The sequence below is a fragment of the Actimicrobium sp. CCC2.4 genome (genome assembly GCF_034347385.1).
Classification (GTDB): domain Bacteria; phylum Pseudomonadota; class Gammaproteobacteria; order Burkholderiales; family Burkholderiaceae_D; genus Actimicrobium.
Window position 1 is genome coordinate 3413529 of record NZ_CP133777.1, and the last position, 19181, is coordinate 3432709.

Genomic DNA, 19181 nt, shown 5'->3' on the forward strand with positions numbered 1-19181 from the left:
GGCACGGCTGTACCGTGCCCACGCGAATGCACCACCGAACCAGCAGAATTGACCGGTATCTCCGATGCGCGCGCGTGGGCACAAGCAGCCGTGCCCACCCTGTTGGAGCAAAATAGAAATGTCCGGTTTGGGGGTGCGGCGCACAGCCTCACCGTGCCCACGCGAATGCACCGCCAAAGTCCGAATTAACCAGCACCGTCGTTCCGCGCACGTGAGCACAAAAAGCCGTGCTCACCTAACTTGCAGCCTCATCAGACACTTGCCCCCCCCCGCAAAATAAATCCTTCAAACGAAATATAAATCCATATAATGTGTTTTTAAATTTCGTCACCTCTCCATGTCCGCTCCCCCCATTCCGCTAGACCAGCTGCAAGCCTCCGCTGTCCAGGCGGCGGCCTTGCTCAAGGCGCTCTCCAATCCGACCCGCTTGCTGTTGCTGTGCCAGATCGGCCAGGGCGAATACTGCGTCGGCGAGCTCGAAACCCTGACCGGGATACGCCAGCCGACGCTATCGCAGCAACTCACCATCCTGCGTGCCGAAGCGCTGGTCAGCACGCGGCGTGAGGGCAAGCAAATCTTTTACCGCATCGCCAGCACGCAGGCGCTGGCGGTGATGCAAGTACTGATCGAACAATTTTGCCAATCTGAAAACGGAACGACACCATGACCATAGACTGGATACATTTCACCCCGTGGACCTCGCTGGCCGGCGGGGTATTGATCGGGATCGCTGCAGCGATGCTGCTGTTTTTCAATGGCCGGATCGCCGGCATCAGCGGCATCCTCGGTGGCCTGTTGCGGCCCGTGCGTGGCGATATCGGATGGCGTGCGGTGTTCGTGCTCGGGCTGCTTGCCGCACCGTTGGTTTGGCGTCTGTTCGCACCGTTACCTGAAGTACACGTCGAGGCCGGCAATCTCACGCTAATCGTCGCCGGCCTGCTGGTCGGACTCGGCACCCGCTATGGCGCGGGCTGCACCAGCGGTCATGGTGTGTGCGGACTGGCGCGCCTGTCGCCACGCTCGATGGTGGCAACGGCGGCCTTCATGCTGGCCGGGTTTGCCTGTGTTTATATTGTTCGCCACGTGCTGGCTTGAGGAAATGATGATGAAACTGCTACTGGCATTGCTGGCCGGCCTAGTGTTCGGCCTTGGCCTGATCCTGTCGGGCATGACCGACCCTGCAAAAGTGATCGGCTTTCTTGACATCACCGGCAACTGGGACCCGTCGCTCGGACTGGTCATGGGCGGTGCGATCCTGGTCGGACTGTTGACGTTCCGCCTGACCGCAAGCCGGGCGAAGGCCTACTTCGGCGACGCATTGCAGATCCCGACCTCGCGCGACATCGATCGCCGGCTGGTGCTGGGCTCGCTCACGTTTGGCGTCGGTTGGGGACTAGCCGGTTACTGCCCGGGTCCGGCACTGGCTTCGCTGGCCGGCGGCGGGCAGCAGGCGTTGCTGTTTGTCGCGGCGATGCTGGCCGGGATGATGCTATTTACGGTGCTCGAGAAACGCTGATTTGATCCCATCCGGTCTGCTTGATGTCGTCATTTGCAGCCAAGATCGGTCTTTGACCGTGCTTTTGTGATACATACAAAGCCATGACCCAACCACTGACCTACTCTCCCACGCCCGCGCAAACCATTCATGCCATCAAGGCTAGTTGCGCGAGCTGCAGCCTGCACCAGTTGTGCCTGCCGATGGGCCTCGACGAAGGCGACATCAACCGGCTCGACCAGATCATCGGACGGCGTCGCCGCATCCAGCGCGACGAAGCCCTGTACCGGATGGAGGATCCGTTTCGCAACCTGTACGCGATCCGCTTCGGCCACTTCAAGACCTTTCAGATCAATCCCGGCGGCGACACCCATATCACCGGATTCCAGATGGCCGGCGAGCTGCTCGGCATGGATGCGATCAGTACCGAGCGACATCATTGCGATGCAGTGGCGCTCGAAGACAGCGAAGTGTGCGAGATTCCGTTTGCCCGGCTCGAAGAATTGTTCGGCGAAATCCCGCGCCTGCTGCATCACTTTCATCGCATCATGAGTCAGGAAATCATGCGCGAGCAGAACGTGATGCTACTGCTCGGTAACATGCGCGCCGAGCAGCGCTTCGCGGCTTTCCTCGTGAACCTGTCGTCGCGTTATGCGACGCGCGGTTATTCGGCGACCAGCTTCCAGTTGCGCATGTCGCGCGAAGATATCGGCAATTACCTCGGCCTGACCATCGAGAGCATCAGCCGCTTGCTGTCGCGCTTCAAGAAACAGGGCTGGCTGGAAGTCGACAAGCGCGAAGTCCGGCTCACCGATGCGACAACACTCAGGGCGCTGGCAGCCGGGACGACGCATTGCACACCGATGTAACTATCGGCCTCAGAACGGCAGGGTCCGGTCATCCGGCACCTGCATCAGATAGAGCGTCAGCAAGCTCGACAACGCACAGAACAGCCAGCTTGAAAAAAAGCCGATCGTGTACCAGGCAATGTCGGGCAAGCCGGTTGCAACACTGAAGCGCAGCAGCAATTCAGACGGATCAAACAGCGAAAAAAACAGCCCGGTCGCGGCAATCGCGGCGAGGAATGCGGGCCACAAAATCGTCATCACTAGTCGCAACATGGTCTGGCCTTTTTATTGGTGCGGCGGCACGTCGGCGCTCAACATCATGATTTTTTGCTCCGGCCATGTCAATTCACCATTGAGACGCCAGTCACGCTGTTGGCTCTCGATCAGGATCTGCCAGACGGCGCGGTCCAGCAGCGGCAGCGCTACCTGAAAATGTCCGCTGTCATCCAGCGCAGTGATCAGCCGGATATCCTTTTCCGGCAGGGTCGGATGGGCCAGATGCACGCGGATTTTTCCGGCCGGTGGCGGGCCGGCGGCGAACAGAGTACCGCTCAGCGTATCGGTGGCCGCATCGATCTGGCCAATGAATGACAAACCCATCGCCGTCGCCACGCGATCGCGCCGCAAGTCCAGGTTGATGGCCTTACCCTGCTGGTAGTAGTCGTCGACAACCAGCGCATCCTGATGGGTCACGGCAAGCCAGATCGTCACCGAACCGGCAACAATGACCAGGAAGGGGCCGAGCATCAGCAGCCACGGCCAGCGGTGCTTGTACCAGGGAGCGGGTTTGTGGATCAGGGTTGAGGCATGCATGGTGTTCTCCTGTTAATGATGGTCGTCGTGCTCATCGTGACCGGCACCGCGCGGCACAAAAAAAACTGCTTTTTCGGTGACCTTCTGGTTGATGTGGTCGGTCGCAACCAGCGTGAAGCTGATCTTGTTCGAGCCCGGCCTGCCCTCGCCTGCCGCCACCCGGACCCGCACCGGCACCGCGCGCGAACCGGTGCCTTCGAGGTCGAGTTCGTCGGGCGACGCCAGCGCAATGCCATCGATGCCGGCAACCGAAATCTTGAAGTGATGGCGGGCTTCGTCGGTGTTCATGATCTGCAGCCGGTAGACGTTTTCGATCATGCCGTCCTCGACTTCCCGACCCATGCTGCCGCGGTCGCGGATCACATCCATTTTCAGCGGCGTGCGCATGAACAGCGAGACAAAAAACGCGCTGATGATCAATGCCAGGATCGCGGTGTAGATCAGCACGCGCGGTCGTAGCACGCGGGCCTGCATCTGCGCGAACGACCATTTTTTGGTGATCGCATGGTCAGTCGAATAGCGGATCAGGCCGGCCGGCAAATCGATCTTTGCCATCACCGAATTGCAGGCATCAATGCAGGCCGCGCAACCGATACATTCGTATTGCAAGCCATCGCGGATATCGATGCCGGTCGGGCAGACCTGCACGCACATCGAACAATCGATGCAGTCGCCTTGTGCCTTGGCGGCGGGCGCGATGGTTTTCTTGCTGCGCGGACCACGCGGCTCGCCACGATCGGTGTCGTAGGTGATGATCAGCGTGTCCTTGTCGAACATCGAACTCTGGAAGCGCGCATACGGACACATGTACTTGCAGACCTGCTCGCGCATCCAGCCGGCATTGCCGTAAGTCGCCAGTGAATAGAACAGGATCCAGAACCATTCCCATGGACCGAGACCGAGACTGGCGACGGCACCGATGAGCGAACGCACCGGCGTGAAGTAACCGACAAAGGTCAGCCCGGTCCAGAGCGCGACCGCGCCCCAGACCAGATGCTTGGCCGACTTGCGCCAGAGCTTGTCGATGCCCCAGGCTTGTTTGTCGAGGCGCATGCGGGCGCTGCGTGTGCCTTCGATCCGGCGTTCTATCCACAGGAAGATTTCGGTGTAGACGGTTTGCGGACAGGCAAAGCCGCACCAGACCCGCCCGGCTACCGCGGTCACGAGAAACAGCCCGTAGGCACAGATGATCAGCAGCACGGCCAGGTAAATGAAATCCTGCGGCCACAGCACGATGCCGAAGATGTAGAACTTGCGCGCGCCCAGGTCAAACAGCAAAGCCTGCCGGTCATTCCATTGCAGCCACGGCAAACCGTAAAACACCAGCTGCGTGAGCCACACGCACAGCCAGCGCAAGGTCGCGTATCGACCTTTGATTTCTCGCGGGTAGATTTCTTCGCGGGCGGCGTACATCTTGATGACCGAGACTTCGGGGGTGCTCATAAGCGACTACTTTTTCCTGAAAACGGGTTGACCGGAAGCGCGCGGGTCGGGCGCGCCATCGCGCCCGACCCGGTCATTACTTCTGCGCCACCGGATCGTTCGACAAGCTCCAGACATACGCGGCCAGCACATGCACCTTGGCTTCGCCAAGAAAATCCTGGAACGCCGGCATCACGTTGTTGCGACCCTTGCGGATGGTTTCCATGATGGTGTCGGCGCTGCCGCCATAGAGCCAGATCTTGTCGGTCAGGTTGGGCGACCCGAGTGCCTGATTGCCTTTTGCATCAGCCCCGTGGCAGGCTGCGCAGACCGCGAATTTCGACTGGCCCAGCACGCGCTTGATCGGATCCGATGGCGCGTCCGACAGGCTCAGTACGTACTGCGCGACATTCGCGACATCCGCGTCCGATCCCAGCGCAGCACCCATGGGCGGCATGATGCCGTTACGGCCATGCAGCAGCGTGGTCTTGATGGTCTCGGGATCGCCGCCATACAACCAGTCCCTGTCGGTCAGGTTCGGAAAGCCCTTGCTGCCGTGGGCATCCGAGCCGTGACATTGCGCGCAATACGTCAGGAACAGGCGCTCGCCAATCGCATGCGCTTGCGGATCGGCAGCGACCACCTTCAGGTCTTTTTTCAGGTAACCGTCGAACAGCGGGCCGTATTCGGCGTCGGCTTTTTTCAGTTCTTCGGTGTACTGGCCGGTCGAGGTCCAGCCGAGCTTGCCGGGGTAGGAACCCAATCCCGGATACAGGTACAGGTAGACCAGTGCGAAGACGATCGTGATGGTGAACAGCCACATCCACCAGCGTGGCATCGGCGTGTTCAGCTCGGTCAGGTTTTCATCCCAGACATGGCCGGTGGTACCGATCCCGCCGTCCGCGCCGGGCTTGACGACAATCTGCTGGCGCGACTGCGCCCACAACAGCAAGCCGCAACCGAACACGCCCAGCAGGGTCAGCACGGTGATGAAGATGTTCCAGAAACCGCTGGTAAAGTCAGCCATGTTTGTTCTCCGTCGAAGTGGGTGGACCGCCGTCGGCGTCATCAGCAAACGGCAGGTGGGCGGCCTCGTCGAAATCGGCGCTGCGGTTGAGTACAAAGGTCCACCAGACAATGCCGACAAAGGTGGTCAGGCTAACCACGGTCATGACACTGCTGAGGTCGTTAAAAATAAAGGCGATGGCCATCTCAGTTCCTTGTCTTGATCAATGTACCCAGCCCTTGCAGGTAGGCGATCAGGGCGTCCTGTTCGGTCTTGCCTTCCAGCGTGCCGGGACCGTCGCTAACTTCCTGTTCGGTGTACGGCGTGCCGAGGCGCTGCAAGGCACGCATCTTGGCGGTGACGTCGCCCGGCACCAGCTTGGTCGTGGCCAGCCACGGGTAACCGGGCATGTTTGATTCCGGCACCAGATCGCGCGGGTTATTCAGATGGATCGCATGCCAGTCATCGCTGTAACGCGCGCCGACGCGGGCCAGATCCGGACCGGTACGTTTCGATCCCCACTGGAACGGACGGTCATAGACGAACTCGCCGGCCACCGAATAATGGCCATAGCGCTCGGTCTCGGCACGCAGCGGCCGGATCATTTGCGAGTGGCAGTTGTAGCAGCCCTCGCGCACGTAAATGTCGCGCCCTGACAGTCGCAGGGCCGAGTACGGTTTCAGGCCGGTGATCGGCTCGGTGGTCGAGCTCTGAAAAAACAGCGGCACGATTTCAACCAGGCCACCGATGCTGATAACCACCAGCACCAGCGCGATCAGCAACCACGGGTTCTTTTCAATCCACGCATGGGAAAACTTCATTGATGACTCCTGATCAGGCTTGGCTAGGTAAATGGGAAGCAGCGAGGGAAGGAATGCGCGCCTCGACGGCCGTGCCGTCGCGCATCGTCATGAAGGTATTGACCGCCATCATCACCATCCCCGAGAAGTACAGCAGGCCACCGCTGACACGGATCACGTAGTACGGATAAGTGGCCTTGACGCTCTCGACAAAACTGTAGGTCAGCGTGCCGTCGGCATTGACTGCGCGCCACATCAGGCCCTGCATCACGCCGGCAATCCACATCGACGAGATGTACAGAACGACGCCGATGGTGGCGACCCAGAAGTGGGTGTCGACCAGGCGCGGGCTCCACATCGCGTTCTTGCCGGACAGGCGCGGAATCAGGTAATAGATTGAGCCCATCGTGATGAAGCCGACCCAGCCCAGCGCGCCGGAATGGACATGGGCGATCGTCCAGTCGGTGTAGTGCGACAGCGAATTGATGGTCTTGATCGACATCATCGGACCTTCGAAGGTCGACATGCCGTAGAACGACAGCGACACGATCATGAACTTCAGAATCGGGTCCGACCGCAATTTGTGCCAGGCGCCGGACAAGGTCATGATGCCGTTGATCATCCCGCCCCACGACGGTGCCAGCAGGATCAGCGAGAACACCACGGCCAGCGATTGGGTCCAGTCAGGCAAGGCGGTGTAATGCAGGTGATGCGGACCGGCCCACATGTAGGTAAAGATCAGCGCCCAGAAATGGACGATCGACAACCGGTACGAATAGACCGGACGTTCTGCCTGTTTGGGAATGAAGTAATAGACCATGCCGAGGTAGCCGGCGGTCAGGATGAAGCCCACGGCGTTATGGCCGTACCACCACTGGATCATCGCGTCCTGCACGCCCGAATAAGCGGAATACGATTTGGTGAACGAGGCCGGCATGCTGGCGCCATTGACGATATGCAGGATCGCAACAGCCAGGATGAAGGCGCCGAAGAACCAGTTCGCGACGTAGATATGCTTGACCTTGCGCTTGACCAGTGTGCCGAAGAACACCACCGCATACGCGACCCAGACCACCGTGATCAGCAGCGCGATAGGCCATTCGAGCTCGGCGTATTCCTTGCCGCGCGTGAAGCCCAGCGGCAGCGAAATCGTCGCGCAGATCAGCACCAGCTGCCAGCCCCAGAACGTGAACGCCGCCAGTCCATCCGAAAAAAGCCGGACCTGACAGGTGCGCTGGACTACGTAATACGAAGTCGCAAACAGACCGCAAATACCGAACGCAAAAATCACTGCATTGGTATGTAAAGGGCGCAGCCGGCCATAGGTCAGCCACGCAATATCGAAGTTCAACGCCGGCCACGCCAGCTGCGCCGCGATGATCACGCCGACCAGCATGCCGATCACTCCCCACACCACCGTGGCGATCGTGAACTGCTTGACGACCTTGTAGTTATAGTTCAGTTCAGTTCCCACAAATGCTCTCCCGAAATAACAACGTTGACGGGAGGGAGAGTAAGAGTCGGGAGGGTAAAAATCCTTGATGTGAATCAAATTGGCAAGTTTGGACGCAGCTGTCTGCGGCAAACACGGGCAAAGTGCCGGGGACGCCACCATAAGTAGCAATCCCGCTGCGCATCGGTTCGTCCTATTCTTCTATTCAAGCCATGAGCAAACCTGTTTTTTTAGCGTCCGATTACGGCGCGGTGCATTCCGATATCGTTGTGCTGCTGGATGCCGCCCGAGGCAGCGCAGCGCGTAGCGTCAACGCCATCATGACAGCGACGTATTGGGAAATCGGGCGTCGACTCGTCGAGTTCGAGCAAGGTGGTCAGGATCGCGCAGCTTATGGGGAAGCGTTGATCGTGCGTCTGGCTAGTGATCTTACTGCGCGCTTCGGGCGTGGTTTTAGCAGGCAGAATCTTTGGCAGATGAGAGCATTCCATCAGGCATGGTCCATGCCATCAATACTCCAGACAGTGTCTGGAGAATCTGCCAGCCTCCCCGCACTTGCCGCCAATTTCCCGCTACCGTGGTCAGCCTACGTCCGTCTCCTGTCGGTAAAAAGTGACGCGGCCCGCCGGTTCTACGAAACCGAAGCCCTGCGCTGCGGCTGGTCCGTGCGCCAGCTCGATCGCCAGGTCAACAGCCAGTTTTATGAACGCATTGCCTTGTCACGCAACAAGACAGCGATGCTGCAGCAGGCCGAACAACCTTTACAGGACGACGTCGTTACTCCGGAGCAGGCATTCAAGGATCCGTTCGTGCTGGAATTCCTGAGCCTCAAGGACGACTATTCCGAGTCGGACCTCGAAGGCGCATTGACGCAGCACCTGGCCGACTTTCTGATGGAGTTGGGCGACGACTTCGCCTTCGTTGGCAGGCAACGTCGCTTGCGCCTGGACGATAACTGGTTCCGGATCGATTTGCTGTTCTTTCACCGCCGGCTCACCTGCCTGATCGTCATCGATCTGAAGGTCGGAAAATTCAGCCATGCCGATGCCGGCCAGATGCACATGTATCTGAATTACGCCAAAGAACACTGGATGAAGCCGGGCGAGAACCCGCCTGTCGGCTTGATCCTGTGTACCGACAAAGGAGCCGCAGAAGCACGCTACGCGCTCGATGGACTGTCAAACAAGGTGCTGGCGGCCGAGTACCAGATGGTTTTGCCCGACGAAAAACTGCTCGCCGACGAAATCGGGAAAACGCAGCAGGCATTGGACGCTCGCCGGAAAGAGGTCACCGGGAGAGGGGAAGCATGAGCCGTAACTGCCCTTCCGGTTCCCACCACGACCCTGCACGCCCGGCCCGCAGTCGTAGGGGGCAATAACCGAAGGGCATTGCCCCCTACGGCTTGACGATGCGCAGTAGTCACCGATCAGGTAACTGCACCGCGTGGGCACGATGAGGCCGTGCCCACTCTACGATACTGACCGAAGCCGAACGCCACTTCGACTTGGAGCAGGGCCGGTCAAGTCGCTGATACGCAGCTCACCTGCACCGACGTCACCGCCGCCGCGCCCATGACTGCCGTCCCGGTCCCCGCCACCACGCTGCAGGTCTGACCCGCAGGCTGCGTAAGCACGGCCACGCCATACACGGTGCCATCGGCTACTGTGGTCGGCAGCGTGAAAGACTGCGCACCAGCCGCAGGACTGACGGTATCGCTGCCATTGGTCAGTACCAGTCCGGCCCCGCTCAAGTTGGCGATGGTACCGCCCAGCGAATACTTGTTCGGCACGCACACGACATTGGCTGTCGTGATCGCAATCCCGCTGGCACTGCCGATGGAATTGGTCACGCCGCAGGTCAGCCGGGCTGGCTGGGTCTGCACGGTGATGGCAAAGGCAGCGTTTACGTCGATCTGGCTGGGGAACGTGTAGATCGTCGCATTGGCCGGAATGCTGACGGTACTCGCAGTCCCGTTGGCAAGCACCAGTCCGTCAGTGGTCAGGCCATTGACCGCACCACCAAGGTTGACGGTGGTGTAACCGCCGCAGGCCGCCAGCGCGCAAGTCAGGAGCAGCGCAACAGGCAGGCGCAGGTGGGAAGTGAATGTGGTCATCGGAGGCTTTCGGAAACAGGTATGAAAATCGGGAGAATCAGGCAGCGGGCTTCGATACGCAGTTGACCACCACGTTGCTGACGTTGGTGGTGCTCATCGTGCCAGCGCCATTTTGCACGGTGCAGTTCAGGCCGGCCGGTTGCGTCAGGACCGTCACACCATACGCGAAGCCATCACCGATCTTGGTCGGAAAAACAAAGGGAGCGGTATTGACCGGCACGCTGACGGTGTCGCTGCCATTGGCCAGAACCAGTCCGCTCGCGGTCAGTCCGTAGACATTGCCGCCTAGCGTCTGGTTCGGCACGCAGGCCACCAGCACATTGTTCACATCGTTGCTCGCCACGCCGCTGCCGTTGGTGACACGGCAGGTCAGGTCCGGCGACTTCGCTGTCACGACAGTGACAAAACTGTAGCCTCTCGGTACGCGGGCCGTGAAGGCAAAGGTGCTGGTATTGGTCGGCAGCGTGACGCTGGAATAGCCATTGTTGAGGGACAGCGTGCCGGTCGTCAGACCGGTCACGGTACCGCCGACACTGATGTTGGAAACATTGCTGCCGCCACCGCAGGCTGCCAGGCCGGTGAGCGTCGCCAGCACCATCGCTGCACGGGAAATCAGGGTCAGTGTCTTCATGGATACTCTATAAAATTATTCGGGGACCGGTCATCGACGCGGATGAGTTCCGCAAGGTTATACCCCAATTCGGCTGCAGTACGACACTTGCGGAAATGAATTTTATAGTGCACTGACTGCGCGTAGCGGCAGGCCTGCGGTAGGTCGGGCGCGATTGAATTGCGCGCAAACCAATTGCACCCGACAAAAAAAATCCACGCGCTTGATCGCACGTGGATGAACCCACTAGTCAGTTGGGAGAGGAGAGACTTGATGCACGTCCTCACCATAAATGCGTAGCCGGCGATGCACCCGTGTGCTTACAAACGCTTACGGTCACCGGCAGTCCTGTAGAAATTACCCATTGCCAAGCACCTGCCCGTCGACCAGCTCGATGATGCGGTCGCACCGGTGCGCCAGTGCGAGGTTGTGCGTCACCAGCAGGAAAGCAGTACCGCTGGCAGCGCTGATCTCGCACATCAGTGCAAACACGCTTTGAGTCGCCTTGGTGTCGAGGTTGCCGGTGGGCTCGTCGGTCAGGATCAGCGGCGGCGACATGGCCAGCGCGCAGGCAATCGCGACGCGCTGTTGCTGGCCGCCCGACCGGCCGCCATCGCCGACCCCAGCAACGAACCGAACAGACCGACGATGCCACCCTGGATCAGAAAGATCTGCATCACCTGCCCGCGCGAACCGCCCATCGCGCGCAGGATGCCGATCTCGTTCGAGCGCTGCACCACCGACACCACCAGCACGCTGGCGATGCCGGCGGCGACCGACAGGCCGGCGGATCGGCCACGTCGAGCTTGACGACCACCGAACCGCGCGCCGGATCGACCGACGGATTCAGATAGGCGACACGTGCCGCAAAGCGCCGCCCCGGATACGCATCGGCCGCGCCTAGCGCCGGCTGGCCGGGCCTTACCATGGCCAGGTTGCGCTCGTCAATCTGCACCACCAGCTGAGTCTTGCCGACCGGCGACAAGACCATCAGCACCTTGCCCGGCTGGACCACGTCGCCCGGTTCGACATTGCGCGCGATCAGCGTGCCATCGGCCGGCGCGCTGATCGCGGTGTAACGCAAGCGCGCTTGCGCCAGATGCAGGCTGGCCCCGGCCTGCTGCAAGGCGGTACGTGCGAGCAGCGTGTCGCTGCCGTCGCTGCGGCTGGTGGCGACCTGCAACTGCGCGCTGCGCAACTGGCTGGCGGCGATATCGAGATTGCGTTGCGCGTCATCAAGCGCGACCCGGCCGACGAAACCCCGGCCCTGCAAGTCACGGGTGCGGGCATGCTGTCTGGATCACATCGCTGCGTTCGACGGCGACCACCGGCACGACCGGACCGGCCAGCCAGCCAGCGCCAGCCACCCCACAAGATTACGACCAGCAGCAGCACTGCCCGCAGCCAGCTGCGCCGGGATAACTCAGGCAGCTTCGTCGCCCTCCTTGGGCTTGGCCGCAGGCCGGTCATCATCCTGCAGCACGCGCCAGCCGGGACTGACCAGATCATCAAACTGGCCATTGTCGGACGCACCGAAAAAGAACCAGATCGCCGCGAACACGACACCGATACTCAGCGGAACCAGCAGAAAGAGGGCTTCCATGATCAGGCGTTCTTTCTCAAAAAAGAGCGCGCGCGGCGCAGGCGCAAGGCATTGAGCACCACCACCGCAGAACTGACCGACATGCCGATGCCGGTCATCCACGGATTGAGCCAGCCCAGCGCCGCCGCCGGGATCGCGACGAGGTTGTAGAGCGTGGCCCAACCGAGGTTTTGCCGGATCACGGCCAGCGTTTGCGCGGCCGTGATATCGACTTCGCACAGCGCCGACAAGCGCCCCGACAACAGCACGCAATCGGCATGCAGTTGCGCCAGCGCCGTGCCGCCGCCCATCGCGAACGACACGTCGGCGCCGCTCAGCACCGCCGCGTCGTTAATGCCATCGCCGACCATCGCGACGATCGCGCCCTCGCGTTGCAAAGCCTGCACGTAAGCCAGCTTCTGGTCGGGCAAAGTGTCGCCGAGCGCGGTGTCGATACCGAGTTCGGTGGCGACCTGCTGCGTGACGGCTTGCTGGTCGCCGCTGAGCAGGATGACGGTCTTGCCGCTGGCTTGGAAATGGGCAATGACGTCATGGGCATCGCTGCGCAAGCCATCGGCCAGATCAAAGCGCGCCAGCCAGCCCCCCGCGTTGCCAAGATAGACCGCGGTCACATCGGGCATGGCGACATCATCGCAGTGACCGGCCAGCCCGGCGACGAACGCGGCCGAACCGAGCCGGTAAGTGCTGCCGTTGAGCGTGCCCTCCAGCCCGCGCCCGGTGATCTGGCGCACATCGGACATGGACAGCGTCGCGCCCGGTCCATCCTGCGCCGCTGCCACGAGCGCTGCCGCCAGCGGATGCGCGCTGAATTTTTCCAGCGCCGCCGCCAGCTGCAGGCATCCGTCCAGCGACGCCGCACCGAGCAGCTCGACATGCCGCAGCACCGGCTTGCCGGCGGTCAGCGTGCCGGTCTTGTCGAAGATGACGTGGGTCGAGCGATGCAATGTTTCGAGTACATGCGCTTGCACGATCAGGATGCCGTTGCGCACCAGCCGGTCGGTGGCGGCGGCCAGCGCGGTCGGGGTCGCCAGCGACAGCGCGCACGGACACGACACCACCAGCACCGCAATCGCAATCGGCCACGCGCGCGCCGCATCGGCCCATTGCCAGTAGCCGAACACCGCCAGCGCAAACAGCAGCAGGATGCCGACGAACCACGCCGCCACATGGTCAGCCCACTGCGCCAATTGCGGCTTGCCCTGTCCGGCCCGCTCGATCAATTTGACGAGGATGGACAAGGTGCTGTCACGCGCGGCCTGCGTGATGCGCACGACGATGGGCTGGGTCGCATTGACCGCGCCGCCGGGCAGCGTCGCGCCGGCGCTCTTGCGCAGCGGCTGGCTTTCGCCGGTCAGCAGCGACAGGTCGACTGCGCTGTCACCTTCGAGCAGCACGCCGTCGGCGGCGATCGCTTCGCCGGGCCGCACCAGGATCACGTCGCCTTCGCGCAGCTGGCCGGCGGCCATCAGTATCAGCGCGCGGTCCTCCGGATAACCGGGCATGGACCAGGCCGATGCCGGCAAAGCCGATTGCAGGTTGTTCAGCGCCGAAGCCGCCTTGCGCCGCGCGGCCAGCTCCAGATAGCGGCTGCACAGCAGCAAAAAAATGAACATCGTGATCGAGTCGAAATACACGTCGCCACTACCGCGCAAGGTGGCCACGACGCTACCGATGAAAGCCGCGGCGATGCCGAGCGCCACCGGTACGTCCATCCCGAGCTGGAAGGTTTTCAGGTTGACCCACGCACCGCAAAAAAACGGCCGCGCCGAATACAGCACTGCCGGCAAGGTCAGCAGCAAACTGGCCCAGCGCATCAGGCTGGCGATGTCGGCATCCATCGTGCCATCGCTGGCCATGTAGACCGGCAGCACATACATCATCACCTGCATCATCGACAGGCCGGCGATGAAGAGCTGGCGGAACAGTGTCTTGCGGGCCTTGTCGAGTTGCGCGCCGTGGCGCACCGGATCGTACGGATAGGCGGCGTAACCGATTTCACGCAGCGCGACGAGGATGTCGCTGGGCTTGCAGCGGTCGCGGTTCCAGCTGATCTGCAGGCGTTCGGTGGCCGCATTCATGGACACCGCCCGCACGCCGGGCAGGCGCGCCAGCCGGCGCTCAATCAGCCAGATACAGGCCGCGCAGCGGATGTCTTCGATCAGAAAAATTGCCTCGACGCTGTTGCCGTCGGCGCTGTTACCGTCGGCGCTGTTACCGTCAGTCTCAATGCCGGCGACGGCTTCGCTGTCATAGAGCGTCAGTTCGGGCGGGATCAAGCCGTCCTGTGCAGCGGTTGCGGCGTAGCCTTCGCGGGTACGGTAGTAATCGCTAAAGCCGTTGTCGACGATGCTGCGCGCGACCGCCGCGCAGCCGGGGCAGCACATCGGCTGCACGACGGCATCGATGCTGACCTGCCAGTTGCTGCCGGCCGGCACCGGCAAACTGCAATGAAAGCAGCTGCTCATGGCACCATCGGCGTGATGCAGAGCGCATCCAGCCAGCTACCCGGCATGCCATGCGATATGCGCCACAAGCCGAGCAGACCAAAGGCCAGCACCAGCACGCCGCTGGCAATGCGCACGCCGCGCCGCTGCATCACCGCGCGCAATTGCGTGCCGAGCAAACCCATCACCAGCAGCGTCGGCAAGGTGCCCAGCCCGAAGGCCAGCATCACGCTGGCACCCGACAGCGCCGAGCCGGTCAGCGTCGCGGTGAGCAGCACGCTGTAGACCATGCCGCACGGCAGCCAGCCCCACAGCCCGCCCATTGCGAACATTTTCAGCGGGCTGTCGAGCGGCAGCAGGCGGCGCGTCAGCGGTTCAATGTGCTTCCAGAGCGCCTGACCGAGCGACTCGATCCGCGCCAGTCCCTGCCACGCGCCGGTCAGGTACAAGCCCAGCGCGACCAGCATCCCGTTGGCCAGCCAGTAGCCAACCAGCTGGAACGCCGACACGACGGTGAGCATGCGCGCGCCGTTCGCCACGCCGCCCATCACGGCACCGGCGATCGCGTAGCTGCCGATGCGCCCGGCGTTATACGACAGCACCCGCAGCAAGCGGTCGGCCGGTACCGCTGCAATCACGGCCACCGGAAAATTGCGCACCGGCGCCACCGACAGCGCCGCCACGATCCCGCCGCACATGCCGACGCAATGGACACTGCCGAGCAGGCCGATGACGAAAATGGGCAGGAGGGAAACGAAGGTCATCGGGTATCCGGGTCAGATAGTTTTGGAATAGCGCAGCCGGTCAGGGACGGCATAGAGATAACGGTCGAACACCATGCAGATATTACGGATCAGCAGCCGGCCTTTCGGCGTGACGCTGATCCACTCGTCGTCGATGGTCAGCAAGCCGTCCTGTGCCAGTGTGTGCAACTGCGCCAGTTCGGTAGCGAAATAGGTCGCCACGGTGATCGGATACGCCTGCTCGATGGATGCAATCGACATCTCGAAATTACACATCAGCGTCTGGATGATCGCGCGCCGCAGGATGTCATCCATGCCCAGCTTGATGCCGCGCGTAATCGGCAGTTCGTTCTTGTCGAGATGCGCGTAGTAGGCGTCCAGTGTCTTGACGTTCTGGCTGTAAGTCGCCGCCACCGCGCTGATGGCCGAGACGCCGCACGACACCAGATCGAGCTCGGCATGGGTCGAGTAACCCTGAAAATTGCGATGCAGCCGGCCCTGCGCCTGCGCGATCGCGAGGTCATCGGTCGGGCGGGCAAAGTGATCCATGCCGATGTAGACATAGCCGGCTTCGGTCAGGCGGCGGATGCACAGCGCCAGCATGTCGAGCTTGGTTTCGCCGGCGGGCAGCTCGGCCTCGGGAATGCGCCGCTGCGGCTTGAACACATGCGGTAAATGCGCATAGTTGTAGATCGCGATGCGGTCCGGATTGGCGGCGATGACCTTGGCCAGCGTCTGCGCCATCGTCATCAGGTTCTGCTTCGGCAAGCCATAGATCAGGTCGATGCTGACCGAACGGAAATTGGCATCGCGCGCGGCCTGGATGATGGCCAGTGTTTCGCTTTCGGGCTGGATGCGGTTGACCGCTTTTTGTACCTCGGGATCGAAGTCCTGCACGCCCAGGCTGATACGGTTGAAGCCCTGCCCGCGCAGCGTGAAGACCCGTTCGCGCGAGACCGTGCGCGGATCGACTTCGATCGAATATTCGCCGACAACGTCCGGCGCCAGCTTGAACCAGCGCCGCACATGCGCCATCAGCTCGCCCATCTGCGCATCCGAAAAATAGGTCGGCGTGCCACCGCCCAGATGGACTTGCTCGACGTGGTTCATGTCGGCAAACAGCTGGCCCTGCATGTCGATTTCGCGCTTCAGGTAAGTCAGGTAGGTCGCGGCCTTCTCGACTTTTTTGGTGACAATCTTGTTGCAGGCGCAGTAGTAGCAAACCGTATCGCAGAACGGAATATGCAGATACAGCGACAGCGGCTTGCGTCCGCCACGGGTGCGCAGGCCGGCGACGGCTTGCAGGTAATCGCGATAACGGAAGGCGTCCGTGAAACGGTCGGCGGTCGGATACGAGGTGTAGCGCGGGCCCTGCTGCCTGAATTTGCGGGTGAGTACCGCATCGAATTGCACCGACGGGACAGACTGGACCGGAATAGGGAAAACCATCAATGTGCTCCTGCTGCCAGTCACGCCGAGGCTGGGTACGTGACTTGATGCGACGGAGTGTAGGGAGCATGCCTCCCGAAAACTTTGACTCACATCAAAAACGGCGGAGACATTAGATGTTTGTAAAAACGTATTTACAAAAATCCCGACGGCAGGTCAAGACCGGTTACAACCCGTCCGGCATCGTCATCCCTGCGCGCAGCGCGGCGTCCCTGAGCGATTTCAGCACGGTGGATTCATTGAATGGCTTGATGATGAATCCGCTGGCACCGAGCGACAGGCACTGCTTGATGGTGTCCACGTTGCGTTCGCCGCTGACCATCAGCACGATCATCTTGTCGAGCTCGGCGCGCAGCTGCTTGAGGACGTCGATGCCGCTGATGTCCGGCATCACGATATCCAGACAGACCACTTGCGGCTTGAGTTTCATGATCAGCTCGTAGCCGTTGTTGCCGTTGCTGGCTTCGCCAATGACCTGCAAGCCGCTACGAACCAGCATCGCGCGCAGGACGGTGCGGGTCATTTCATTGTCATCGATGATCAGTGCGTTCAACGCGATTCCTTGCAGCGAATGGAGAACTCAAAGCTACCATAAGTTATAAAATTACCGCAAAGAACTTTTTCTAATGCGCCGGCTTATGCCCCGCCCGCAGCGCCGCATCGGCAAGTGCCTTGAGCACGGTCGCGGCATTGAACGGCTTGATGATGAAGCCGCTGGCACCGGCGGCCACGCACTGCCTGATCGTGTCGGTATCCCGCTCTCCGGTGACCATCAGCACGACGACTTGCGGCATCGCTTCCTTGAGCTGTTTGAGCACCTCGATACCGCTCAGATCGGGCATCAGGATGTCGAGGAACACAATGTCGGGCAGCAGCTTGAGTGCCAGTTCGAGCCCGGTTTTGCCGTTGCCCGCTTCCCCGCACACATGATGAACGGTGCCGAACAGCATCGCCCGCAACACCGTGCGGGTCATCTCATTGTCGTCAACGATCAATACGTTCAATGGGGTTGTCCAAGTTACCACCATGCGCCAGCCAGCACCCGGATCAGGGCTGGCACTAACTCATGGAAGCTACCTTACCATCAGGACTTCGGTCACTATCCAATCGCAACATGAAGTCACCTCTGGCTACCGTAAAAAGAACGTCAGCGGCTGCGGCCTGCTCCACCTGTTCGACGATCGCGCCTTCCTTGCCGGCCACGACCGCCGCTGCGCAGGCTAACGGGTTGGCTTTCGTGGTCTAGCCGATCTGCCCGACGTTGCTGCGCACCACACCGACAAGCGAATGGGAACTCGCACGCATTTGCGGCCGCGAGCACACCAACCGGTCGCCATCACCCTTGCGGGTGGTGGTGGTGATCTGAGTCAGATCGCGTTGGGTGCAAGAACCGCAGGGCATTGCACCGCCTCACCTCACACCGGCCAATTCCCCGACTGCCAGGCGCGCCCCTGCTTGTCGATCAACAGCACATCCACTTCCGTCAACGTCGCCACCAGCGCCATCGCCCGCTGCGCGCCTAACACCATCAACGTGGTCGATAAACCATCGGCCTGCAACCCGGTCGGTGCCACCACCGTCACGCTGGCCAATTCAAGCGGTGAGTCACCACTGGCCGGATCAAAAATATGGTGATGCACAAAGTCGGGCGTAAAGACCGTCTGGTAATCGCCCGACGTGGCCACGCAGCGCTGCTGCATCGGTAGCACGCCAGCCAATTGCTGCGCATCGCGCGGCTCACGGATGCCGATGGTCCAGGCCTGTTGCGCGGTCTTGCGGCCACGCGCGCCGAACTCGCCGGTGTCAATCAACGCATGTCGGATGCCGTGCGCATCCAGCACGGCGCGGGCGCGGTCGACTGCAAAGCCCTGCGCGATGCCATTGAGCGTGATTGCCATGCCGGGTCGCGCCAGGCGGACACGCTGCGACGTGACCTGCACTTGCCGCCAATCGACCAGCGCCATCGCAGCGCGACGTTCTGCATCCGTCGGCAAACGGTTTTGCTGCGACGCCGCACTAAAGGCCTGCCACAGCGATTGCACGGTAATGTCAAAAGCGCCCTCGCTGCTACGCGACAAGTCGTCCGCGTAAGCCAGCACGCGCAGCAGCCACGGATGCGCTTGCTCCAGCACGCCGGTGCGGTTGAGGATCGCAATCTGGCTGTCGGTCCGGTGCAGCGTCATCAGCCGGTCGACCTGGCGCGCGGCAGCAAGCGCTGCGGTGATGGCCAGCTCGGCCTGCGGCCGGTCAGCATGCACGACCTCAATCGAAATCGTGGTGCCGAACGCCAGCGCGGCACCGCTGACACTGTGCAGCGGTACACCGCCATTGGCACCCGAGGAATTGGCCAGCGCCAGCCCGAGTCCGAGCCCGCCTGCCATG

22 protein-coding genes and 2 pseudogenes are annotated in these 19181 nt (G+C 61.5%); 5 read left to right on the forward strand and 19 right to left on the reverse strand.

The window, feature by feature from the left end:
• Positions 1–337 precede the first annotated feature (337 nt).
• From RHM62_RS15670 to fnr, 4 genes are all read left to right on the forward strand, one after another.
• Entirely contained in the window at positions 338–667 is a 330-nt protein-coding gene (locus RHM62_RS15670) for a metalloregulator ArsR/SmtB family transcription factor (protein WP_322122988.1), read from the forward strand.
• The gene (locus tag RHM62_RS15675) at positions 664–1095 is read left to right on the forward strand and encodes a YeeE/YedE family protein (RefSeq protein WP_322122989.1); all 432 of its coding nucleotides are present in this window, start codon (positions 664–666) and stop codon (positions 1093–1095) included. The genes RHM62_RS15670 and RHM62_RS15675 overlap by 4 nt, the downstream gene beginning before the upstream one ends.
• 10 nt (positions 1096–1105) lie before the next feature.
• Positions 1106–1516 carry a DUF6691 family protein gene (locus RHM62_RS15680; protein ID WP_322125427.1) on the forward strand — a complete coding sequence of 137 codons (411 nt, stop codon included), beginning with the start codon at positions 1106–1108 and terminating at the stop codon, positions 1514–1516.
• Between the two features lie 83 nt (positions 1517–1599).
• Entirely contained in the window at positions 1600–2364 is a 765-nt protein-coding gene (fnr, locus tag RHM62_RS15685) for a fumarate/nitrate reduction transcriptional regulator Fnr (RefSeq protein ID WP_322122990.1), read from the forward strand.
• A gap of 9 nt (positions 2365–2373) precedes the next feature.
• Here fnr and RHM62_RS15690 read toward each other — a convergent pair whose 3' ends face one another.
• From RHM62_RS15690 to ccoN, 7 genes are all read right to left on the reverse strand, one after another.
• Complete coding sequence (locus tag RHM62_RS15690) at positions 2374–2616, reverse strand: hypothetical protein (protein ID WP_322122991.1); 243 nt, start codon at positions 2614–2616, stop codon at positions 2374–2376.
• Between the two features lie 12 nt (positions 2617–2628).
• Positions 2629–3156 carry a FixH family protein gene (locus tag RHM62_RS15695; protein ID WP_322122992.1) on the reverse strand — a complete coding sequence of 176 codons (528 nt, stop codon included), beginning with the start codon at positions 3154–3156 and terminating at the stop codon, positions 2629–2631.
• Between the two features lie 12 nt (positions 3157–3168).
• A complete protein-coding gene (gene ccoG, locus RHM62_RS15700; RefSeq protein WP_322122993.1) occupies positions 3169–4599 on the reverse strand; it encodes a cytochrome c oxidase accessory protein CcoG in 1431 nt (476 codons plus the stop codon).
• A 76-nt stretch (positions 4600–4675) separates the two neighbouring features.
• Positions 4676–5605, reverse strand: a complete 930-nt coding sequence (ccoP, locus tag RHM62_RS15705) for a cytochrome-c oxidase, cbb3-type subunit III (protein ID WP_322122994.1) — start codon at positions 5603–5605, stop codon at positions 4676–4678.
• Complete coding sequence (locus RHM62_RS15710; RefSeq protein ID WP_322122995.1) at positions 5598–5789, reverse strand: cbb3-type cytochrome oxidase subunit 3; 192 nt, start codon at positions 5787–5789, stop codon at positions 5598–5600. The genes ccoP and RHM62_RS15710 overlap by 8 nt, the downstream gene beginning before the upstream one ends.
• A gap of 1 nt (position 5790) precedes the next feature.
• Positions 5791–6405 carry a cytochrome-c oxidase, cbb3-type subunit II gene (ccoO, locus tag RHM62_RS15715; RefSeq protein ID WP_322122996.1) on the reverse strand — a complete coding sequence of 205 codons (615 nt, stop codon included), beginning with the start codon at positions 6403–6405 and terminating at the stop codon, positions 5791–5793.
• Positions 6406–6418: 13 nt separating this feature from the next.
• Positions 6419–7858 (reverse strand): cytochrome-c oxidase, cbb3-type subunit I, encoded by a 1440-nt coding sequence (gene ccoN / locus RHM62_RS15720; RefSeq protein WP_322122997.1) that lies wholly within the window; start codon positions 7856–7858, stop codon positions 6419–6421.
• Between the two features lie 191 nt (positions 7859–8049).
• On the opposite strand from ccoN, the gene RHM62_RS15725 reads away from it, so the two are divergent.
• The gene (locus RHM62_RS15725) at positions 8050–9147 is read left to right on the forward strand and encodes a PDDEXK nuclease domain-containing protein (RefSeq protein WP_322122998.1); all 1098 of its coding nucleotides are present in this window, start codon (positions 8050–8052) and stop codon (positions 9145–9147) included.
• A 209-nt stretch (positions 9148–9356) separates the two neighbouring features.
• Here RHM62_RS15725 and RHM62_RS15730 read toward each other — a convergent pair whose 3' ends face one another.
• The 12 genes and pseudogenes from RHM62_RS15730 to RHM62_RS15785 form a co-directional block, all read right to left on the reverse strand.
• Positions 9357–9950: a hypothetical protein gene (locus tag RHM62_RS15730; RefSeq protein WP_322122999.1), complete on the reverse strand. Its 594-nt coding sequence runs from the start codon at positions 9948–9950 to the stop codon at positions 9357–9359.
• A gap of 37 nt (positions 9951–9987) precedes the next feature.
• A complete protein-coding gene (locus RHM62_RS15735) occupies positions 9988–10581 on the reverse strand; it encodes a hypothetical protein (protein ID WP_322123000.1) in 594 nt (197 codons plus the stop codon).
• Positions 10582–10917: 336 nt separating this feature from the next.
• A complete protein-coding gene (locus RHM62_RS15740; protein ID WP_322123001.1) occupies positions 10918–11118 on the reverse strand; it encodes a hypothetical protein in 201 nt (66 codons plus the stop codon).
• A gap of 47 nt (positions 11119–11165) precedes the next feature.
• Positions 11166–11345: pseudogene (locus RHM62_RS15745) on the reverse strand (FtsX-like permease family protein); the annotation flags it as partial.
• Between the two features lie 59 nt (positions 11346–11404).
• A pseudogene (locus RHM62_RS15750) lies at positions 11405–11833 on the reverse strand (HlyD family secretion protein); the annotation flags it as partial.
• A 150-nt stretch (positions 11834–11983) separates the two neighbouring features.
• A complete protein-coding gene (gene ccoS, locus RHM62_RS15755) occupies positions 11984–12163 on the reverse strand; it encodes a cbb3-type cytochrome oxidase assembly protein CcoS (RefSeq protein WP_322123002.1) in 180 nt (59 codons plus the stop codon).
• Positions 12164–12165: 2 nt separating this feature from the next.
• Entirely contained in the window at positions 12166–14628 is a 2463-nt protein-coding gene (locus RHM62_RS15760) for a heavy metal translocating P-type ATPase (protein WP_322123003.1), read from the reverse strand.
• A complete protein-coding gene (locus RHM62_RS15765) occupies positions 14625–15371 on the reverse strand; it encodes a sulfite exporter TauE/SafE family protein (RefSeq protein ID WP_322123004.1) in 747 nt (248 codons plus the stop codon). Before RHM62_RS15765 ends, RHM62_RS15760 begins: the two co-directional genes overlap by 4 nt.
• Before the next feature lie 12 nt (positions 15372–15383).
• Positions 15384–16799 carry an oxygen-independent coproporphyrinogen III oxidase gene (gene hemN / locus RHM62_RS15770; RefSeq protein WP_322123005.1) on the reverse strand — a complete coding sequence of 472 codons (1416 nt, stop codon included), beginning with the start codon at positions 16797–16799 and terminating at the stop codon, positions 15384–15386.
• A gap of 166 nt (positions 16800–16965) precedes the next feature.
• Positions 16966–17352, reverse strand: a complete 387-nt coding sequence (locus RHM62_RS15775) for a response regulator (protein ID WP_322123006.1) — start codon at positions 17350–17352, stop codon at positions 16966–16968.
• Positions 17353–17422: 70 nt separating this feature from the next.
• Complete coding sequence (locus RHM62_RS15780) at positions 17423–17803, reverse strand: response regulator (RefSeq protein WP_322123007.1); 381 nt, start codon at positions 17801–17803, stop codon at positions 17423–17425.
• Between the two features lie 411 nt (positions 17804–18214).
• Complete coding sequence (locus RHM62_RS15785) at positions 18215–19180, reverse strand: FAD:protein FMN transferase (RefSeq protein ID WP_322123008.1); 966 nt, start codon at positions 19178–19180, stop codon at positions 18215–18217.
• Position 19181: the final 1 nt, after the last annotated feature.